Origin of the sequence: Noviherbaspirillum sp., assembly GCF_035627455.1 — a bacterium.
In the GTDB taxonomy this organism is placed as follows: domain Bacteria; phylum Pseudomonadota; class Gammaproteobacteria; order Burkholderiales; family Burkholderiaceae_D; genus Noviherbaspirillum.
Genome location: NZ_DASPLS010000072.1, coordinates 25,427 through 44,394, shown reverse-complemented (window position 1 = coordinate 44,394; position 18,968 = coordinate 25,427). Strand labels below are relative to the sequence as shown.

Below are 18,968 nucleotides of genomic sequence, written 5' to 3'. Positions count from 1 at the left end.
CGCCGTCGCCCTGCCGCGACGCTTACCTCAAGGCAGCAGCAACCTGAACACGCCGCTGCGGTCCGGCACCGCGAAGGCGTTGGCGGCGGCCCGGACAATGCCTTCGGCGCGCGCAAGAGCAGCGGCTGCTCGCCCGCCTGCGCTTCGGAAGGCGCCGGCGCGCCGCAAGCTGTAAACAATCCGGACATTTTCCAGCCGCGCAAACGACAAAGCCACGTCCGTGGACGTGGCTTTGACTCTGTTGCATCTTAGGCCCGCATCCAGGCCGTAAGGCTCAGGGCAGCTCGCTCGGAACGAATCCTTTCGGCGCCACCATGCCGAGCCGGCTTTTCAGCGACTGCGGCTTGTTCTCGAACAGCGCCGCATAATACGTCGCGTTCGACAGCACCTTCTTCACGTAATCCCGCGTCTCGGTAAACGGGATCGACTCCGCGAAGATCGCGCCCTCCACCGCCCGCGAGAGCGTCGAGCGCCAGGCGCGCGGCCTGCCGGGGCCGGCATTGTAGGCCGCGGTCGCCATTGCCTGCGATCCTTCGAGGTCGTGGAGCACCATGTTCAGGTAGTTGGTGCCGAGCGTGATGTTGGTGCCGAGATCGTTCATCTGCTGCTGCGAGTAGCCGCTCAGCCCGATCTTGCGCGCGACGAACTGCGCGGTGGCCGGCATGACCTGCATCAGGCCGGAGGCGCCGACGTGCGAGCGGGCGTTCAGGATGAAGCGCGACTCCTGGCGGATCAGGCCGTACACCCAGGCCATGTCCAGCCCCAGCTTTTCGGTTGCGGCCGCCATCACGTCGCGGAACGGCGTCGGGAAGCGCTGCGTGAAGTCGACTTCGGTCTTGGTGCGGTCCGAAGTATTGACCATCCGGTCCAGCACATTCTTCTGGCGCGCATACTCGGCCGCCGCCAGGTGCTGGCGCTCGTTCATCTTGCGCAGCTCCCAGTTCCACTCGCGGTAGCCCTCGAACCGCATGTTCAGGTCGAAGAACTTCAGCGCGCGGCGAAAGCCCGCGTTGTCCGCCATCGGCGCCAGTTCTTCCGGCGTCACCGGCTCCGCGCGCTGCGGAATGCTGATCTTTTTGCCTAGTTCCTCCAGCGCAAGCTGGCCGTAGAAGTTAGTCTGGTCGGTGATCGACGAGAACAGCTTGCGCGCGGTTTCCTGGTCGCCTTCGGCCAGATGCGCGCGCCCCAGCCAATAGATCCAGGCGGGATCGTTGCGCAGCGACGCCGGCATGGCTTCGATGGTCGATTTCACCAGCTTCCACTCGCCGGCGCGCAATGCGGTGCGCGCTTTCCATTGATATGCGTCGTTGGACAGCGGCGCGCCGTTGGTGCGATGCCAGTACACGATCGCATCCGGGGCCAGCTTCATCGATGTCTGCAGCGCGATCTGCGCCCACGCATGCTCGCGCTCGCGCTCGTTCAGGCGCTCGGCGCCGGCAACCAGCGCATCGACCGCACGCGACGGATTGTTCTTCGCGCTGCGTCCGAGCGCGACGATGAACACTTCATGCGAGGCGCGGTTGCCGCCCGGCCCGCGCGCCAGCACCGCGTCCGGCTTGTCCAGCGCCTGCATCAGTGTCGTCTCGCTGGCCTCGGTGACCGGCGCCAGCCGCTTGATGGTGCCGGCGAAGCCGGAGTCGGCGATCAGCCGCACCTGGGCCCAGACGTCATCCAGCGTGAACTGGTTGGCCTGCACCAGGGTGGTGATCAGCGCCGGGCAGGCTTCGCCGTAATTCTGCGGATTGACCAGCACGCCGCGCGCGTCGTCGGCGACATTCTGGCCCTTCAGTGCCTTCGACATCAGCGCATAGCACTTGACCTGGGTATCGTCGTTGAGCACGAACTGCGGGTACTGCTCGTCGAACAGCATCCAGTTGCGGGCGCGGCCGAGTTCGAGCAGCCAGTCGTTGCGCAGGCGGTCGGCGATCGCGCTGCCTTCGTAGCGGCTGAGGAAGTCGCGGATTTCCTGCTCCGGCGCGCTGATGATGCGCGGGCGCAGCCGGAAATAGTCGACGTAGGACGGCATGGCATAGTTGCCAAGGCGTCCGGCGAGTTCCGCGGCGCGCGCGGCATCGCCGTTGCGCGACGCGTCGCGCAACGCCAGGAAAATATCATCCTCGCTGGCAAAGGTGGCAACAGGTTTTTTCGCCTGCGCCGCCGGGACAAGCAGAACTGCCGATGCCGCGGCAAGCGCAAAACCGGCAATCCGTTTATTTGAAAACATGGGTAACGCCTCAGAACGATTTACTCTTGTAGGATAGCATGTGGTTCCGAGAATTTCGTCCCGTCATCATGCCGAAAACAACTGCACAAAAAGCCGCCCTGCGGCGCGAGCTGCTTGCGGACAGACAGGCGATCCCGCCTGAAGTTCGCGCGGCAATGGACGCCGCCATCGGCGAGCGCGTCGCCGCGTGGTGGGAGACGCAACGGCCGGCGATGCTGGGCGTGTACTGGCCGATCCGCGGCGAACCGGACCTGCGCGCCGCCTACGAGGCGTTGTGCGCCCGCGGTGCGCGGCTGGCTCTGCCGGTCGTGGTCGGCAAGGACGCGCCGTTGTCGTTCATCGAATGGAAGCCGGGCGACGCAATGACGAAGGACGGCTTCGGCGTCGCGATCCCGGTGACGGGCGCGACGGTGCAGCCGGCCGCGCTGCTGATTCCCTGCGTCGGCTTCAATGCGCAGCGCTACCGCCTGGGCTACGGCGGGGGATTCTATGACCGCACGCTGGCCGCGGCGAAGCGGCCGCTGGCGATCGGCATCGCCTACGAATGCGCGCGCACCGAATTTCCGTCAGACGTGCACGACGTCGCTCTGGACGCGATCATCACCGAGGCGATGACGAACTGACAGGCAAAAAAAAGCGCGGCCGCAGATGCGGTCGCGCTCGGCCCTGCAGTCCTGCAGACGGACGCCTCAGCGGTTCGACAAATCGAGCCGTTTCCACAGCGCGGTCGTGGCCGCCGCCTGGTTCAGCGTATAGAAATGCATGCCCGGCGCGCCGCCGGCCAGCAGGCGTTCGCACAGTCCCGTCACCACATCCATGCCGAAGGCCTTGATCGACTCGGCGTCGTCGCCGAAACTGGCCAGCTTCAGCCGCACCCAGCGCGGGATCTCGGCGCCGCACATGTCGGAAAACCGCATCAGTTGCGTGTAATTCGTGATCGGCATGATGCCGGCCACGATAGGCACGTCCACGCCGGCCTTGCGCGCGTCGTCGACAAAGCGGAAGTAGGCGTCGGCGTTGTAGAAATACTGCGTGATCGCCGCGTTCGCGCCGGCCTTCACCTTGCGCGCGAAATTCTGCAGGTCGTCCTGCGGCGATTTCGCCTGCGGATGCACCTCCGGATAGGCGGCAACCTCGATCTGGAACCAGTCGCCGGTCTCGGCGCGGATGAACTCCACCAGTTCGTTCGCGTGGCGGAACTCGCCGGATGCGCCATAGCCGCTCGGCAGGTCGCCGCGCAGCGCGACGATGCGCCGGATGCCGCTGGCCTTGTATTCGCCGAGGATTGCGCGCACGCTCTCGCGCGTGCCGCCGATGCAGGACAGGTGGGGCGCGGCCTCATGGCCTTCGCGCTGGATCTCGAGCACGGTTTCCAGGGTGCCCTTTTGCGTGGTGCCGCCGGCGCCGAAGGTCACGGAAAAATACTTCGGCTTCAGCTCAGCCAGTTTCGCGCGCGTGGCGCGCAGCTTTTCCACACCCTCGGGTGTCTTGGGCGGGAAAAACTCGATGCTGAAATTTTTCTGCGTCATGATTATTTGAGTATCAAAGCGGACAACGCCCAGGAAATAAGGCTGTAGAGCAGCGCCGCCAGCAGTGCCGTGCCGAAGCCGGCGACATAGAAGCCGCCGACGAAATTGGCGACCAGCCAGAACATCACGCCGTTGATCACGAAGATGAACAGCCCCAGCGTCAGCACCGTCACCGGCAGCGTCAGCAGGACCAGGATCGGCCGGATCAGCACGTTGACCAGGCCGAGCGCCAGCGCCGCGAGCAGCGCTGTGCCGAAACCCTCGACATAGACCGTCTTCATCAGCCAGGGCAGCGCAAACAGCGCGGCCGCGTTGATCAGCCAGGTGACAAGCAGGCGCATGTTTTCCTCCGCTCGACGAATGCACCAGGCGCCCCGCGGGGGCGCCTGGTGCTGCCGCAAACCGTACTTCACATGGTGCCCTCCCCTTCCCCAGGGAGGGCGCGCGTCTTAGTAACGGTAGTGGTCAGCCTTGTACGGGCCTTCCTTCTTCACGCCGATGTACGCAGCCTGCTCGTCCGTCAGCTGGGTGAGCTGCGCGTTCAGCTTCTTCAGCTGCAGGCGCGCGACCTTCTCGTCCAAGTGCTTGGGCAGGGTGTACACGCCGACCGGATAGGCGGCGGTGTTCGTGAACAGTTCGATCTGCGCAATGGTCTGGTTAGCGAAGGACGAGCTCATCACATAAGACGGATGGCCGGTACCGCAGCCGAGGTTGACCAGGCGGCCTTCGGCCAGCAGGATGATGCGCTTGCCGTCCGGGAAAATGATGTGGTCGACTTGCGGCTTGATGTTCTCCCAGGTGTACTGGCGCAGCGCGGCAACTTCGATCTCGTTGTCGAAGTGGCCGATGTTGCAGACAATCGCCTGGTCCTTCATCTTCTTCATGTGCTCATGCGTGATCACATGGTAGTTGCCGGTCGCGGTCACGAAAATGTCGCCGTGCTCGCTCGCATAGTCCATGGTCACGACGCGGTAGCCCTCCATTGCCGCCTGCAGCGCGCAGATCGGATCGATTTCGGTGACCCACACCTGGGCAGAGAGCGCTCGCAGCGCCTGCGCTGAACCCTTGCCCACGTCGCCGTAGCCGCACACCACCGCAATCTTGCCCGCCACCATTACGTCGGTCGCGCGCTTGATGCCGTCGACCAGCGATTCGCGGCAGCCGTACAGGTTGTCGAACTTGGACTTGGTGACCGAGTCGTTGACGTTGATTGCCGGGAAGGCCAGCTTGCCTTCCTTGTGCATCTGGTAAAGGCGGTGCACGCCGGTGGTGGTCTCTTCGGTCACACCCTTGATCTGCGCCAGGCGGGTGGAGTACCAGTTCGGGGACTCGGCCAGCTTCTTCTTGATGGAATTGAACAGGCACACGGCTTCGTCCGAATCCGGATTGGCCAGCACGCCCGGATCCTTCTCGGCACGGGTGCCAAGATGCAGCAGCAGTGTGGCATCGCCGCCGTCGTCGAGGATCATGTTGGAATAGCCGCCGTCCGGCCATTCGAAGATGCGGTGGGTGAAGTCCCAGTACTCATCCAGCGACTCGCCCTTGAATGCGAACACCGGCGTGCCGTTGGCGGCGATGGCCGCGGCGGCATGATCCTGGGTGGAGTAGATATTGCAGGATGCCCAGCGTACCTGCGCGCCCAGCGCTTCCAGCGTCTGGATCAGCACGGCGGTCTGGATGGTCATGTGCAGGGAGCCGGTGATGCGCGCGCCCTTGAGCGGCTGCGCGGCGGCGAATTCCTCGCGGATCGCCATCAGGCCGGGCATTTCGGTTTCGGCGATCTTGATCTCCTTGCGGCCCCAATCGGCCAGGCTGAGATCGGCGACAAAGAAATCCTGCTGGGAAGTTGACTTCGAGATAACGGCGCTCATCACGCCCTCCTTTCCTGGAAACATAGAAAAAAAGTAACGTGAGCGCCGTTGCGAAAAGAAATCCAAGCCTGACGCGGCCATGAAAACCGCGCTGCAACGCTCCTTGGAACCGAGAATTATACCTTAGTCAGCCCGGAGTGATCTGCCAAATCTCAATGCGCGGCCAGCGCCTTGTTCGACGCCCGCTGAATCTGCGCGGGCTGCCCGTCCGGCGTCATGCTGCGCGCGATCCATGCCAGCATGTCCTGCCAGATGCGGCGCACCTCGTCCGGCGACGGCATGGAGCGCGCATTGGGCAGCTCGATGGTAATTACCGGGACATTCTTGTGCATGCCGCCGTAATTGCCGAGCGACCCCGGATACACGCCGACGCGGCTGAAGTACAGCCGGCCGAAGCGGCGCGGCGCCTTCTTCGCCGGTCCGTCGAAATCAAGCACGCCGAACGGCGCGTGCACCGAAATGATCACATGCGGCTTGAAGCGCTCCATCTCTTCATTCAGCCAGCGGCTTTCCGGCTCGGACAGCGGCGACTGGCCCGGGAAGCGGCGCGGGTCGCTGCCGGTGGTCTTCATCCAGTAGCGCTTCGCATCCTGCTCCCAGCCGGGCGTGGGGAAATTGCGGTTCAGGTCGACGCCGTTGGCATTGACGCGCTGCGGCTTGGGTGCGAGCAGGCCGTCCGGATTGACGACCGGAGCCACGTGCCAGCTGAATTCGCGCGCCTCGGGCGACTGCATCCACTGCATCCACTGGAACACGATCGCGCCCGCGGTCAGTTCATCGCCGTGAATGCCGCCCAACAGCAGCACGCGCACCGGCTCACCCTGCTTGCCGCCGCGGGCAGCGGGGATGGAACGCATCAGAATGGGAAAACCGTTGCGCGAGAGCGCGCCGGTGGTGGACAGCGCGGCGCGCTGGCACTGGGCGGCCGACACGCCGGGAAGGCGTGTGGTCAGGCGCCGGCACCAGTCGGCATGCTGCGCCGGGGTTGCCGGCGCGGCGAAAGCCGGGATGCTTGCCGCAACGGCAAGCAATGCAGTGACATGGCGGAGTATTTGCACAATCGATTCATCCTGTCAGTTCAGCCACTGCATCACCAACGCACGCAGGGAATTACAGACCGGCAGCCGCCTTCAGCGCCGCTGCCTTGTCGGTGCGCTCCCAGCTGAATTCCGGCTCCTCGCGGCCGAAGTGGCCGTAGGAGGCGGTCTTCGCGTACACCGGGCGCAGCAGGTCGAGCATCTGTACGATACCCTTCGGACGCAGGTCGAACAACTCCTGCACCAGCATCGCCAGCTTGTCGTCGCTGATCTTGCCGGTGCCGAAGGTGGTGACCATCACCGAGGTCGGCTTGGCGATGCCGATCGCATACGAGACCTGGATCTGGCAGCGCTTGGCCAGGCCGGCGGCGACGATGTTCTTCGCCACGTAGCGGCCGGCATAGGCGGCGGAACGGTCGACCTTGGACGGATCCTTGCCGGAGAAGGCGCCGCCGCCGTGCGGCGCAGCGCCGCCATAGGTGTCGACGATGATCTTGCGGCCGGTCAGACCGCAGTCGCCCTGCGGGCCGCCGATCACGAAGCGTCCGGTCGGATTGACCAGGTAGCGGGTATTCTTCAGCCACGCGGCCGGCACCACCGGCTTGATGATTTCCTCGATCGCGGCTTCCTCGATCGCCTTGTGTTCCATGTCGGGGCTGTGTTGCGTGGACAACACAACGGTGTCGATCGCAACCGGCACGCCGTCCACATAGCGCAGCGTGACCTGGGACTTCGCGTCCGGGCGCAGCCACGGCAGACGGCCGTCCTTGCGCAGCTGCGACTGGCGCTCGACGATGCGGTGCGCATAGTAGATCGCGGCCGGCATCAGTTCCGGCGTTTCGTCGCAGGCGTAACCGAACATCAGGCCCTGGTCGCCCGCGCCCTGGTCGAGGTCGAGGCCGCGGCCTTCGTCGACGCCCTGCGCGATGTCCGGGGACTGCTTGTCATAGGCGACCAGCACCGAGCAGCTCTTGTAGTCGATGCCGTAGTCGGCATTGTCGTAGCCGATGCGCTTGATGGTGTCGCGTGCGACATGGATATAGTCGACATTGGCGGTCGTCGTGATTTCGCCGGCGAGCACCACCAGGCCGGTGTTGCACAGGGTTTCGGCGGCGACGCGCGCCTTCGGGTCCTGCGCCAGGATGGCGTCGAGAATCGAATCGGAAATCTGGTCGGCGACTTTGTCGGGGTGACCCTCGGAAACAGATTCCGAAGTAAAGAGATATTCATTTGCCATCGCGGGCTCCTGTTGTTGAATTGTTGGACCATGTCGCGGCCAATTCCAGTGAGCCTGCGACGCTTTAGCGAAATTTGTAGGCCGCCTCGCAAGTTGTCTGTTAACTCGGCGGCTGATTCAAGGTACGAATATGATATTTTACGCCTCTCCAAAAGTTTCTCAACATTTCAACAGTTTTTGATGCTCGTCAGACTTTTTCGCCTGTTGTCCGGATTGCCGCTCCCCGTCCTGCACGGTTTGGGCGCTGCGCTGGGCTGGGTGGTCTATCTTGCGTCGCCGTCCTACCGCCGCCGCCTGAAGGACAACATTACCCGCGCGGGCTATGCCGGCTCGCTCAACGCAGCGGTGGCCGAGGCCGGCCGCAACATCCTCGAACTGCCGTTCGTCTGGTGCGCCGAGTCGGAACGGGTGCTCAGGACCGCGCACGTCGAAAACTGGGACGCGGTGCAGGCCGCGCTGGATGCGAAGCGCGGACTGATCTTCCTGACGCCGCACCTTGGCTGCTTCGAGATCCTTGCACAAAAGGTATCGACCATCACGCCGCTGACCGTCATGTACCGTCCGCCGAAAAAGCAGGCGCTCAAGCCGCTGGTGGAAGGCGCCCGCGCGCGCAACACCCTCGGCCTGGCGCCCGCCACGCTGTCCGGCGTGCGCACGCTGCTGAAGAAACTCAGGCAGGGCGAGCCGATCGGGATCCTGCCCGACCAGGTGCCGCAGGAAGGCGAAGGCGTGTGGGCCGACTTCTTCGGCAAGCCCGCTTATACGATGACGCTGCCCGCCAAGCTGCACCAGATGACCGGCGCGCCGATCGTGCTGGCCTACGGCGAGCGGCTGCCGCACGGCCGCGGCTACGCGCTGCGCTTCGTGCCTTTCGAAGGCAGCCTGGAAGGCACGCCGGAGCAGCAGGCGCGCGCGATCAATGCCGCGATGGAAGAACTGATCAGCCGCTGTCCCGCACAGTACTTCTGGAGCTACAACCGTTACAAGAAACCGGACGACGTGGAAGCGCCGCCGGAATCGGCCGCATCCGCACAGGAAGGGAGCCGATGAGACTGCTGCTGGGGATGATGTGGCTGCTGCACTGGCTGCCGCTGCCGGTGCTCGCGCGCATCGGCGAAGCGGTCGGCGCACTGCTCTTCCTCACCGTGCGCACGCGCCGGCATATCGCGCTGACCAACCTGCGCCTGTGCCTGCCGCAGCTGCCGGAAGCGGAACGCACCGCCATTGCGCGCAGACACTTCCAGGCGTATGCGCGCAGCGTGCTCGAACGCGGCATCCTGTGGTGGGCGCCGGAGGCGCGCCTGCGCCGCCTGATCCGGGTCGAACCGCGCGTGCCGCTGGACGCAATCGAAGCCGGACCGACCATCCTGCTCTGCCCGCATTTCGTGTCGCTCGACGTGGCCGGCGTGGCAGTGATGCTGGAGACCGCGCTCTGCTCGATCTATACGCGGCAGCAGAACGCCGTGTTCGACGAAGCGCTGCGCAAAGGCCGTTCGCGCTTCCGCCCGGTGCGGCTGTTTTCGCGTGGCGAAGGCGTCAAGCCCATCATCCGCGCGATGCGCGAAGGGCTGCCCTTTTTCATGCTGCCGGACATGGATTTCGGGGAAAAGGATGCGGAATTCGTTTCCTTCTTCGGGGTGCCGGCGGCCACGCTGACCGCGCCGGCCCGCATTGCCGCCGCCACCGGCGCGAAAGTGATTCCGGTGATCGCAACCTACCTGCCGGGATACCGGGGCTGGAAGGTCACCTTTCATCCGGCCTGGGAAGACTATCCGGGCGGCGACATCGTGGCCGCCACCCGCCGCATGAACGCCTTCATCGAGGAACGCGTGCTGGAAGCGCCATCCGAATATTTCTGGGCGCACAAGCGCTTCAAGACCCGGCCGCCGGGCACGCCGGGCATCTACGCGCGCCGCTGAGCTCACCAGTATAATTTCCGCATGAAACTCAAATTCACGAAAATGCACGGCGCCGGCAACGACTTCGTCGTGATCGATGCCATCCATCAGCACATCGACTTCAGCCCGGAGCAATGGAAGAAGCTGGCCGACCGCCGCTTCGGCGTGGGCGCCGACCAGATGCTGGTGGTCGAGAAGCCACGCCTGCCCGGCGTGGATTTCCGTTACCGCATCTTCAATGCCGACGGCGGCGAAGTGGAACAATGCGGCAACGGCGCGCGCGCCTTCGTGAAGTTCGTGACCGACAAGAAACTCACCGACAAGCAGGCAATCAAGGTGGAAACCATGGCCGGCGTGATCGAACCGCGGCTCGAAGCCGACGGCCGCATCACGGTCGACATGGGCGCGCCGGTGCTCGACCCGGCGCGCGTGCCGTTCGACGCCGGCGGCCTGACGGGACGCCAGGAAGGGACCGATACGCTGTGGCCGCTCGACATCAATGGCAGGACGACCTGGTTCTCGGTGGTGTCAATGGGCAATCCGCATGCGGTGCAGGTGGTCGACGCGGCGCAGGACGCCGCCGTGCACCTCGACGGCCCGGTGATCGAAAACCACGCGCGCTTTCCGAAGCGCGTCAACGCCGGCTTCATGCAAGTCGTCGACCGTCATGCGATCAAGCTGCGCGTGTACGAGCGCGGCGCCGGCGAAACGCTGGCATGCGGCACCGGCGCCTGCGCGGCGGTCGTCGCCGGCATCCGGCGCGGACTGCTCGATTCGCCGGTCAAGGTGAGCACCCGTGGCGGCGAACTGTCGATCGCGTGGGGCGGCGAAGGCGCACCGGTAATGCTGACCGGCCCGGCGGTCAGCGTCTTCGAAGGCGAAATCGACATCTGAGCAGCCTGCCCGCAATTTCTTTTCGGTAGCATCGAGCGGCGCCTGTGGGAAAAATGCCACAGCCTGCGCCGGCGGAACGCGATTCCCGCGCGGCGCCCGCACGCTATCCCTTCCTTCCCTTACCAGAACCGGTTTTGCGGCCTATGCTTTGATTGTCAGGCCGATCAGTCTGGATGGGAGTGATGGCGATGAACCGCTCAGTACTTGTCCTCGCAACAACCGGCGTCCTCGGTGCCCTGTCCGGCAATGCTCATGCGCAGACATCCCTCACCCTGTACGGCATCGTCGATGCCGGCGTCGTCTACGAACGCGGGGCAGCCGCCGGCAATGTGACGAAACTGACGGGCGGCACGCAATCCGGCTCCCGGCTCGGCTTCAAGGGGATCGAGGATCTTGGCGGCGGCCTGTCGGCGAAATTCGCGCTCGAGGCCGGCTTCAACGAGGATACCGGAACGCTGGGACAGGGCGGCCGCCTGTTCGGACGCCAGGCCTGGGCCGGTTTGGGCGGACGCTGGGGCGACCTCACTTTCGGCCGCCAGCACACGCCGCATTTCCTGCTGCTCGACCAGGTCGATCCCTTCGGCACCGGCCTGGCGGGCGCCTCCACCAACCTGATGGCCACCGTGACGCGCACCGACAACACCATCAAGTACAGCTCGCCGGCGTGGAGCGGATTGAGCGGCGAACTGGCGTATGGGCTGGGCGAAGTGCCCGGCGACACCACTGCCAATCGCCAGCTCGGCGCATCGATCGGCTATGCCGGCGGGCCCCTGGTGCTGAAAGTGGCGCACCAGCGGGTGGAAAACGCGATCGGCACCGACAGCACGCGAAACACCCTGGTCGGCGGCCGCTTCGACTTCGGCATGGCCGCGGCAAGCCTCGGCGTCGGCCTGAACCGCGGCACCGGCGCGGCGGAAAGCCGCGACTACATGCTCGGCGTGACGGTGCCGGTCGGCGCCGGCGCTCTTCTCGCTTCCTGGATCCGCAAGGATGACCGCAGCGCCTTCAATGCGGACGCCGACCAGTGGGCCGTCGGCTACACCTACGCGCTGTCGCGCCGCACCAACCTGTACACGTCATTCGCGCGCATCAACAATGATCCGGGCGCGGCCTATACGGTGGGCAATGCGAGCGAGGCGGGCACCGGCAACCGCGCGTTCAACTTCGGCATCCGCCACAAGTTCTGAAAACCGCTGGCCGGTCTGCCAATACCTGCGCCGCGCGGGAGACGCGGTTTGCATCTTGTCACGCGATCCTGGCGGCAACTTTCGTCCTTTGTCGGGTAAAATCACGGCTTGGCCAGCCTTTCCAACCCGCGCATATGACCTACCAACTGGATTCCAACGCCGTTGCCGATTTTCTTTCGGACAATCCGCATTTCTTCGAAGAGCACAGCGAACTGCTAGCGCGCATCAAGCTGGCCAGCCCGGTCGCCGGCCGCGCGGTATCGCTGCAGGAACGCCAGATGGAAGTGCTGCGCGAAAAGATCAAGTCGCACGAGCTGCGCCTGGCCGAACTGCTGCGCATCGCGCAGGAAAACGATGCGATCACGCAGAAATTCCTGATGTGGACCCGCGCCCTGCTGCTGTCGCGCAACGACGTCGACATGCCGCACACGCTGATCGACGGTCTGCAGACGATCTTCTCGGTGCCGCATGCCACCGTGCGCCTGTGGGGTGTCGCCGAAGACTATGCGCACACCTGGTTCGCGGCCGAGGTGTCGGACGACGCGAAGCTGTTCTGCAACGGCCTGACTGCTCCCTATTGCGGCCCCAACCAGGACTTCGAAGCCGCATCCTGGCTCGACCGCGCCGAACCGGTGCAGTCGATCGCGATGCTTCCGCTGCGCGCCGGCGAAGCGCCGGAAGCCTTCGGGCTGCTGGTGCTCGGCTCATCCGACCCGCAGCGCTTCTCCGCCGACATGGCGACCGACTTCCTGTCGAAGATCGGCGAGACCGCCAGCGCGGCGATGACCTGCCTGCTTGACTGAATCGGGTGTGAGCGCCGACGCCAACCGCCAGCTGGTTCATCGCTATCTCGATAGCCTGGAAACGCAGCGCAAGCTGTCGCCGCACACCGTCAACAACTACCGGCGCGACCTCGACGCGCTGCTGGCGTTTGCCGACGCGCTCCCCGGCGCCCCGGCGCTGGCCGCCGTCACCCACTACCATATCCGCAAGCTGGCGGCGCAGTCGCATGCGCAGGGGCTGAACCCGCGCTCGATTGCGCGCAGGCTGTCTGCCTGGCGCGGCTTTTTCGAATGGCTCGCCGAAAGCGAGGCGATGCCCGCCAACCCGGTCGCCGGCGTCAAGGCGCCCAAGCGCGACAAGCCGCTGCCGAAAGCGCTGTCGGCGGACGACGCTGTCAGCGTCGTATCGCAGGCCGCGCCCGGGCGTGACACTCGGTCGGCCACCCAGCTCTGCAACCGCGCGATGTTCGAGCTGCTCTACTCCAGCGGCCTGCGGGTGTCGGAACTGGCATCGCTCGACGCGGGCTATGTGAAGGAAGGCGCTTATGAATCGTCGGGCTGGGTCAGCTTCGACGACGGCGAAGTCGAAGTCACCGGCAAGGGCAGCAAGCGGCGCCGGGTACCGGTCGGCGGTCCGGCGATGCAAGCCCTTGCCGACTGGCTCGCGGTGCGCGGCACGCTGGTGAAGCTCGATCCGCACCCGCTGTTCCTCACCGAACGCGGCACCCGGATGTCGCCGCGCGTGGTGCAGCTGCGCCTGAAAGCGCATGCCCAGGCACTCGGCATTCCGGCCAAGGTGCATCCGCACGTGCTGCGCCACTCGTTCGCCTCGCATGTGCTGCAGTCCTCGGGCGACCTGCGCGCGGTGCAGGAAATGCTCGGCCACGCGTCGATCGCCGCCACCCAGGTCTATACCTCCCTCGATTTCCAGCGGCTGGCGCAGGTGTATGACGCGGCGCATCCGCGGGCAAAAAAAACCGGCGGCAAATAGCGCGCCCGCCACCGCCTCAGGAATCCTCGCGCTCCGTCACGCCTTTGCTGTGCGGCTTTCGCCGTACAAGGCGTCCGAGCGAAGGCAATATCGACGGATGCCAGACGTCATTGTCATCAACGTAGCCGAAATACAGGGCGAAGCCCATCGAGGCGAGCGCGGCTACCAGAGACATCAGCACATCGAGCAGCACCGCGAGCACATGATCGCGCGCGTTGTACCAGTCGGCGAAGAGCGACGGCCAGCGCTCCGATAGCTGCCAGGGTTCGCCGCGCAAAATATCCGCCGCCAGCAGGCCGAGCACCAGCAGGCCGTAGGCAAACAGGAGGTTCGCCGCGATGCTCCACTTCCAGTACGCCTTTTCGCGCGGGTCGGTCGCGCAGCGCAGGCGGACGAGCTTTGATACGATCGTGCCGATGATGAAACACAGGCCCAGCGGTACCATCAACAGCGACAGAATCATAGAACTCTCGACAAGCGCGTGAACAGGTTCGGCACGAGCGACGCCGCCGGCGCGGCAGCCGTAAGCGCTCGTACAGCGCGGTTTCCCCTCTGCATCACCGCGTCGTTGAATGGTATCCGAAACGGGGAAGGATTTAAACCGTGCACGTTATAATTATCCCGATTGGTTGACATGCTGCAACACCACGTATCGGAGAATGCCGGCATGCCTACCTCAGAAGAAAAAGCAGCATTCTCCCAACGGCTGTCGCTCGCCCTGCGGCGCAGCCAGGAACCGGTGCAGGGAGCCACCGACCTCGCGTTGCGCTTCAACCTGCGCCATCGCGGCGATGCGATCTCGGTGCAGACCGCGCACAAGTGGCTGACCGGGCGCGCGATACCGACCAACGAGAAGCTGGCGACGCTGGCGGAATGGCTGAACGTGAACGAGCATTGGCTGCATTACGGGCCGGCACCGAAATCGACGCAGGCGAACGAGCAGCGCGCGCCCTACGGCACGACCGGCGGAAAGACCGGCGCCGCCAAGGGCGTGGGCAAGCCCTCGCCCGAAACCCTCGCGCTTGCCGCCAAGATCCAGGCCCTGCCGCCGCACCGGCGTTACCTGGTGGAAGAACTGGTGGAGCAGTTGCGCCAGGATACCGACTGACAAGAATTCCTCATGCTGACCATCACCTTAAAGCCGGGCAAGGAAAAAAGCCTGCTGCGGCGCCATCCCTGGATTTTCCCGACCGCCATCGACCGCATCGAAGGCAAGCCGGAAGAAAAGAACAAGCCGGGCGCCACCGTGCTGGTGCGCGCCGCCGACGGCCGCTTCCTCGCGCGCGCCGCGTACAGCCCGAAGTCGCAGATCCGCGCGCGGGCGTGGAGCTTCGACGAAAACGAACCGGTCGACCATGCGCTGATCAAGCGCCGCGTCAAGCATGCGCTCGCGTACCGGATGGCCGCGGTGCGCGACACCGATGCGATCCGCCTGATCTTCGGCGAAGCCGACGGCTTTCCCGGGCTGGTGGTGGACTGGTATGCGGGCAGGGACGGCTACCTGGTGTGCCAGTTCCAGTCGGCCGGCGTCGAAGCCTGGAAGACCGCGATCGTGCAGGCACTGATCGCCGAGACCGGCTGCCCGAACGTGTACGAGCGCTCGGATGCGTCGGTACGCGAACGCGAGGGACTGCCGCTGGTCACCGGCCCGCTTGCAGGGCGCGAGCCGGACGGTGAAACCGTGGTCACCGAAAACGGCGTGCGCTACGCAGTCGACATCAAGACCGGACACAAGACCGGTTTCTACATCGACCAGCGCGACAACCGCCGCCTGGTGATGGAACAGGCGGCCGGCCGCGACGTGCTCAACTGTTTCTGCTATACCGGCGGCTTTTCGCTGGCCGCGCTGAAAGGCGGCGCGCAGAGCGTGGTGTCGATCGACTCTTCCGGCGAAGCGCTGGCAATCGGCGAACGCAACGTCGCGCTCAACGGCTTCGACGCGACAAAGGCGGCGTGGTGGGATGCGGATGTGTTCAAGACGCTGCGCGCGCTGCGCGAGCAGGGAAAGTCCTTCGACCTGATCGTGCTCGACCCGCCGAAATTCGCCGCCGCGCCCGACCAGGTGGAACGCGCCGCGCGCGCGTACAAGGACATCAACCTGATCGGCCTGCAGCTCCTGCGCGCCGGCGGGCTGCTGTTTACCTATTCCTGCTCCGGCGCGATCAGCGCCGACCTGTTCCAGAAGATCGTCGCCGGCGCCGCGAACGACGCCAGGGTCGATGCTCGCATCCTGCGCCGCCTGTCGGCCGGCGCCGACCACCCGATGACCACCAGTTTTCCGGAAGGCGAATACCTGAAGGGTTTGATGCTGCACAAGCCTTGATACGGAAAATATTGCAATCCGATTAATTTTTGCAACTCGATTGCAGATTTGCGTCATAATTTTCCGTCACGTTTTTTCATTGCATTTCATTAATGAGCAGTAAAGCCAAGCCTGCCGCGCGCGGCGCCGGACCTGACGTCTCACTGGAGGCAATGGCGGAGGCGCAGCTGCGCGCCGCATCGGTGCGCATTACCGCGGCCCGGGTCAAGGTGCTGGCGGCATTGCTCGACGCCGGCCGCGCGTTCTCGCACCAGGACGTGCAGGAGGCGTTCGCCGACATGGACCGGGTGACGCTGTACCGCGCGCTCGACTGCCTGACCGACGCCGGACTGGCGCACAAGATCGCCGGCGACGACCGCGTGTTCCGCTACAGCGCCGGGGCCGAGCATGTGCCGCACCACCAGCACGGGCATTTCAAGTGCACGCGCTGCGCGAAAGTGTTTTGCCTCGACAGCATCGGCGAGGCCGAGACGCTGCAGCAGGCGTTGCAGCAAACGCTAGGCGAGGGCTTTCGCAGCCACGACATCGAATTCACGATCAAAGGATGGTGCGCCGAATGCGCGCACTGACATAACAGACCATGACACTCGTTCCAGCAACCATACTCACCGGCTTTCTCGGCGCCGGCAAGACCACCCTGCTCAACCGCATCCTGCGCGAGCCGCACGGCATGCGCATCGCGGTGATCGAAAATGAATTCGGGCAGGAGAATATCGACAACGAAATCCTGGTCCAGGACAGCAACGAGCAGATTGTCGAGATGAGCAACGGCTGCGTGTGCTGCACCGTGCGCGGCGACCTGATCCTTGCGCTCGGCGCGCTGGCGCAAAAGCGCAACGCGGGCGAACTGAACTTCGACCACGTGGTGATCGAAACCACCGGCCTGGCCAATCCGGGCCCGGTGGCGCAGACCTTCTTCATGGACGACGAGGTGGCGACCCACTACATGCTCGATGCCGTCGTCACCGTGGTCGATGCGCGGCACGCGATGCAGCAGCTCGACGAGCACGAGGAAGCGCAGCGCCAGGTCGGCTTCGCCGACCGCCTGCTGCTGTCCAAGACCGACCTGGTCGGCGCCGGCGAGGTGGAGGCGCTCACCGCCCGCCTGAAACGCATCAACCCGCGCGCGCCGGTCGCCCGCGTCGATTTCGGCCAGATCCCGATCAGCGAGGTGTTCGACCTGCGCGGCTTCAACCTGAACGACAAGATCGAGATCGATCCGGATTTCCTTGCCGGCGAGGAGGAGCACGAGCACCACCACGAATGCGGCGAGCATTGCGGGCATGACCACGGCCACCACGACCACCCCCACGGCCACCGGCATTCGAACCATTCGGACGAGATCGCCGCCTTCGTGTTCAGGGCCGACCGCCCGTTCGATACCGCCCGGCTGGACGAATTCCTCGGCCAGGTGGTGCAGGTTTTCGGGCCGCGCATGCTGCGCTACAAGGGCGTGCTGTGGATGGACGGCGCCGACCGCAAGGTGGTGTTCCAGGGCGTGCACCAGATGATGGGCACCGATATCGGCGCGAAATGGGCCGAAGGCGAGGCGCGCGGCAGCAAAATGGTCTTTATCGGGAAGAATCTGCCCCAGGAAACGATTATTGGCGGTTTGGAACAGTGTTTGGTATAAACTAATGGCAATGTCTTTGATGTAGATTCAAGCAGTGGAGGTAGTCGTTTGGCAAGATGCGTCGACTGAAGTCGCGCGGCGCCCGATGGTATCCAACCCTGCCTGGAAACGGTAGGAGACGGTTTTCGGGGCAAGGATCGAGCATATCGGGCTGTTCATTCATAGAGGGAGCCATGAACGCAACCGTAACAAGATCCGCCACCAAGAGCGCAGCGGCAAAGAGCGTCAGCAAGACAGCGGCAAAAACCGCCGCCCCGGCCAAGGGCAAGACTGCCGCTCCAGGCGCTGCGAAGGCCACCCTCAATACCGTCGCGAACAAGCTTGCAAAGACAGTTTCAGGTACGCGCAAGCCAGCCGCGAAGACCGCGTCGACCGCAGCGAAATCCATTGCCAAACAAGGTAAAACCACGGTAAAAAGTAATGTGACATCCGCCGCCGGACCGGCGGCAAAAACAAGCGCCAAGGGGGCAACCACCAAGAAGACCGTACCCGTCGCCGCGCGTGCAGCTGCAGCAAAAAGCACCGCGCCCGACACGCCAAAGGGAGCAACAGCAGCGAAGCCGGTGGAAAAAACCACGGTTTCGGCCTCGAGTTCCAAGGAGACATCCGGCGCGCCCATGAGCAGCAGCAATGCAAGCGCCGGGTTAACAGCTAAAATGGAAAAACCCGTAGTTTCGAAAGTAAGCGAAGTGGCTACCAAAACAACTAAACCGACCGCCGCCCCCGCTGAGGGCAGAGTGCTCACCGAAGAGGAAATCCTCAAGATGAGCGACAAGGACTACATGAACGAGGCGCAGCTGGCCTTCTTCAAGGCGCGCCTGCAGCAGCTGGAACGCGACCTGCTGAAGAACGCCGGCGAGACGACCGAGCACTTGCGCGAAACCGTGCTGGTGCCGGACCCGGCCGACCGCGCCACGATCGAGGAAGAACATGCGCTGGAGCTGCGCACGCGCGACCGCGAACGCAAACTGCTGAAAAAGGTGCAGCAGGCGATCGCCAGCATCGACGCCGGCGAATACGGCTGGTGCGAAGAAACCGGCGAACCGATCGGCATTCCGCGGCTGCTGGCACGTCCGACCGCAACGCTGTCGCTGGAAGCCCAGCAGCGCCGCGAACTGAAGCAGAAGCTGTACGGGGACTGATCCGGCCAGCGCAGGCCGCCCCGTTCCGCCGCCGGCAAGCGCACGATCCGTCGTGCGCTTGTTTGCTTTTTGGGCCCGCTCTTTGCGGACCGGCGCTTTTCAGCCCGTTTTTCAGCCCCCGTTCTTTTCCACCCCATTCTTTTCGCTCCCGTTTCGCTCCATTTTTCCCGCGTTTCCACGCGCCGGGCCGCGAATCCGCTGCTGCAACGCGGCCGTCGTC

General features: G+C 64.6%; 20 protein-coding genes and 1 riboswitch. Of the genes, 12 read left to right on the top strand and 8 right to left on the bottom strand.

The window, feature by feature from the left end; translation table 11 throughout:
- Nucleotides 1-274: 274 nt before the first annotated feature.
- Nucleotides 275-2,224: a lytic transglycosylase domain-containing protein gene (locus VEC01_RS14190; protein WP_324901548.1), complete on the bottom strand. Its 1,950-nt coding sequence runs from the start codon at nucleotides 2,222-2,224 to the stop codon at nucleotides 275-277.
- A 68-nt stretch (nucleotides 2,225-2,292) separates the two neighbouring features.
- Here VEC01_RS14190 and VEC01_RS14185 point away from each other — a divergent pair, with 68 nt between their 5' ends.
- Nucleotides 2,293-2,847 carry a 5-formyltetrahydrofolate cyclo-ligase gene (locus tag VEC01_RS14185; protein WP_324901547.1) on the top strand — a complete coding sequence of 185 codons (555 nt, stop codon included), beginning with the start codon at nucleotides 2,293-2,295 and terminating at the stop codon, nucleotides 2,845-2,847.
- Between the two features lie 66 nt (nucleotides 2,848-2,913).
- Here VEC01_RS14185 and metF read toward each other — a convergent pair whose 3' ends face one another.
- From metF to metK, 5 genes are all read right to left on the bottom strand, one after another.
- Nucleotides 2,914-3,753 (bottom strand): methylenetetrahydrofolate reductase [NAD(P)H], encoded by an 840-nt coding sequence (gene metF / locus VEC01_RS14180; RefSeq protein WP_324901546.1) that lies wholly within the window; start codon nucleotides 3,751-3,753, stop codon nucleotides 2,914-2,916.
- Between the two features lie 2 nt (nucleotides 3,754-3,755).
- Nucleotides 3,756-4,094, bottom strand: a complete 339-nt coding sequence (locus VEC01_RS14175) for a phage holin family protein (protein ID WP_324901545.1) — start codon at nucleotides 4,092-4,094, stop codon at nucleotides 3,756-3,758.
- Between the two features lie 108 nt (nucleotides 4,095-4,202).
- Nucleotides 4,203-5,624: an adenosylhomocysteinase gene (gene ahcY / locus VEC01_RS14170; RefSeq protein ID WP_324901544.1), complete on the bottom strand. Its 1,422-nt coding sequence runs from the start codon at nucleotides 5,622-5,624 to the stop codon at nucleotides 4,203-4,205.
- A 33-nt stretch (nucleotides 5,625-5,657) separates the two neighbouring features.
- A riboswitch (S-adenosyl-L-homocysteine riboswitch) is annotated at nucleotides 5,658-5,733 on the bottom strand.
- A 43-nt stretch (nucleotides 5,734-5,776) separates the two neighbouring features.
- A complete protein-coding gene (locus VEC01_RS14165; protein WP_324901543.1) occupies nucleotides 5,777-6,682 on the bottom strand; it encodes a M14 family zinc carboxypeptidase in 906 nt (301 codons plus the stop codon).
- A gap of 52 nt (nucleotides 6,683-6,734) precedes the next feature.
- Nucleotides 6,735-7,898: a methionine adenosyltransferase gene (metK, locus tag VEC01_RS14160; protein ID WP_324901542.1), complete on the bottom strand. Its 1,164-nt coding sequence runs from the start codon at nucleotides 7,896-7,898 to the stop codon at nucleotides 6,735-6,737.
- A 180-nt stretch (nucleotides 7,899-8,078) separates the two neighbouring features.
- On the opposite strand from metK, the gene VEC01_RS14155 reads away from it, so the two are divergent.
- From VEC01_RS14155 to xerC, 6 genes are all read left to right on the top strand, one after another.
- Nucleotides 8,079-8,948 carry a lysophospholipid acyltransferase family protein gene (locus tag VEC01_RS14155; RefSeq protein ID WP_324901541.1) on the top strand — a complete coding sequence of 290 codons (870 nt, stop codon included), beginning with the start codon at nucleotides 8,079-8,081 and terminating at the stop codon, nucleotides 8,946-8,948.
- On the top strand, nucleotides 8,945-9,817 hold the full coding sequence (locus VEC01_RS14150; protein WP_324901540.1) for a lipid A biosynthesis acyltransferase: 873 nt from the start codon (nucleotides 8,945-8,947) through the stop codon (nucleotides 9,815-9,817). Before VEC01_RS14155 ends, VEC01_RS14150 begins: the two co-directional genes overlap by 4 nt.
- 21 nt (nucleotides 9,818-9,838) lie before the next feature.
- On the top strand, nucleotides 9,839-10,690 hold the full coding sequence (dapF, locus tag VEC01_RS14145; RefSeq protein WP_324901539.1) for a diaminopimelate epimerase: 852 nt from the start codon (nucleotides 9,839-9,841) through the stop codon (nucleotides 10,688-10,690).
- A 188-nt stretch (nucleotides 10,691-10,878) separates the two neighbouring features.
- Nucleotides 10,879-11,877 (top strand): porin, encoded by a 999-nt coding sequence (locus tag VEC01_RS14140; RefSeq protein ID WP_324901538.1) that lies wholly within the window; start codon nucleotides 10,879-10,881, stop codon nucleotides 11,875-11,877.
- A gap of 134 nt (nucleotides 11,878-12,011) precedes the next feature.
- Nucleotides 12,012-12,680: a DUF484 family protein gene (locus tag VEC01_RS14135; RefSeq protein ID WP_324901537.1), complete on the top strand. Its 669-nt coding sequence runs from the start codon at nucleotides 12,012-12,014 to the stop codon at nucleotides 12,678-12,680.
- Entirely contained in the window at nucleotides 12,673-13,650 is a 978-nt protein-coding gene (gene xerC / locus VEC01_RS14130; protein ID WP_414691451.1) for a tyrosine recombinase XerC, read from the top strand. The genes VEC01_RS14135 and xerC overlap by 8 nt, the downstream gene beginning before the upstream one ends.
- A 16-nt stretch (nucleotides 13,651-13,666) precedes the next feature.
- Here xerC and VEC01_RS14125 read toward each other — a convergent pair whose 3' ends face one another.
- Complete coding sequence (locus VEC01_RS14125) at nucleotides 13,667-14,113, bottom strand: hypothetical protein (protein WP_324901536.1); 447 nt, start codon at nucleotides 14,111-14,113, stop codon at nucleotides 13,667-13,669.
- 204 nt (nucleotides 14,114-14,317) lie between these two features.
- Between VEC01_RS14125 and VEC01_RS14120 the strand changes: the two genes are divergently transcribed.
- The 4 genes from VEC01_RS14120 (at nucleotide 14,318) to VEC01_RS14105 (ending at nucleotide 17,606) form a co-directional block, all read left to right on the top strand.
- Nucleotides 14,318-14,758, top strand: a complete 441-nt coding sequence (locus tag VEC01_RS14120) for a transcriptional regulator (RefSeq protein WP_324901535.1) — start codon at nucleotides 14,318-14,320, stop codon at nucleotides 14,756-14,758.
- A 12-nt stretch (nucleotides 14,759-14,770) separates the two neighbouring features.
- Nucleotides 14,771-15,973 carry a class I SAM-dependent rRNA methyltransferase gene (locus VEC01_RS14115; RefSeq protein ID WP_324901534.1) on the top strand — a complete coding sequence of 401 codons (1,203 nt, stop codon included), beginning with the start codon at nucleotides 14,771-14,773 and terminating at the stop codon, nucleotides 15,971-15,973.
- Between the two features lie 92 nt (nucleotides 15,974-16,065).
- Nucleotides 16,066-16,542, top strand: coding sequence for a Fur family transcriptional regulator (locus VEC01_RS14110; protein ID WP_324901533.1), 477 nt, complete (start codon nucleotides 16,066-16,068; stop codon nucleotides 16,540-16,542).
- 11 nt (nucleotides 16,543-16,553) lie between these two features.
- Nucleotides 16,554-17,606, top strand: coding sequence for a GTP-binding protein (locus VEC01_RS14105; RefSeq protein WP_324901532.1), 1,053 nt, complete (start codon nucleotides 16,554-16,556; stop codon nucleotides 17,604-17,606).
- Nucleotide 17,607: 1 nt separating this feature from the next.
- Here VEC01_RS14105 and VEC01_RS14100 read toward each other — a convergent pair whose 3' ends face one another.
- On the bottom strand, nucleotides 17,608-18,351 hold the full coding sequence (locus VEC01_RS14100) for a hypothetical protein (RefSeq protein WP_324901601.1): 744 nt from the start codon (nucleotides 18,349-18,351) through the stop codon (nucleotides 17,608-17,610).
- Here VEC01_RS14100 and dksA point away from each other — a divergent pair.
- On the top strand, nucleotides 18,263-18,748 hold the full coding sequence (gene dksA / locus VEC01_RS14095) for an RNA polymerase-binding protein DksA (RefSeq protein ID WP_324901531.1): 486 nt from the start codon (nucleotides 18,263-18,265) through the stop codon (nucleotides 18,746-18,748). The two genes, VEC01_RS14100 and dksA, sit on opposite strands and share 89 nt — an antisense overlap.
- Nucleotides 18,749-18,968: the final 220 nt, after the last annotated feature.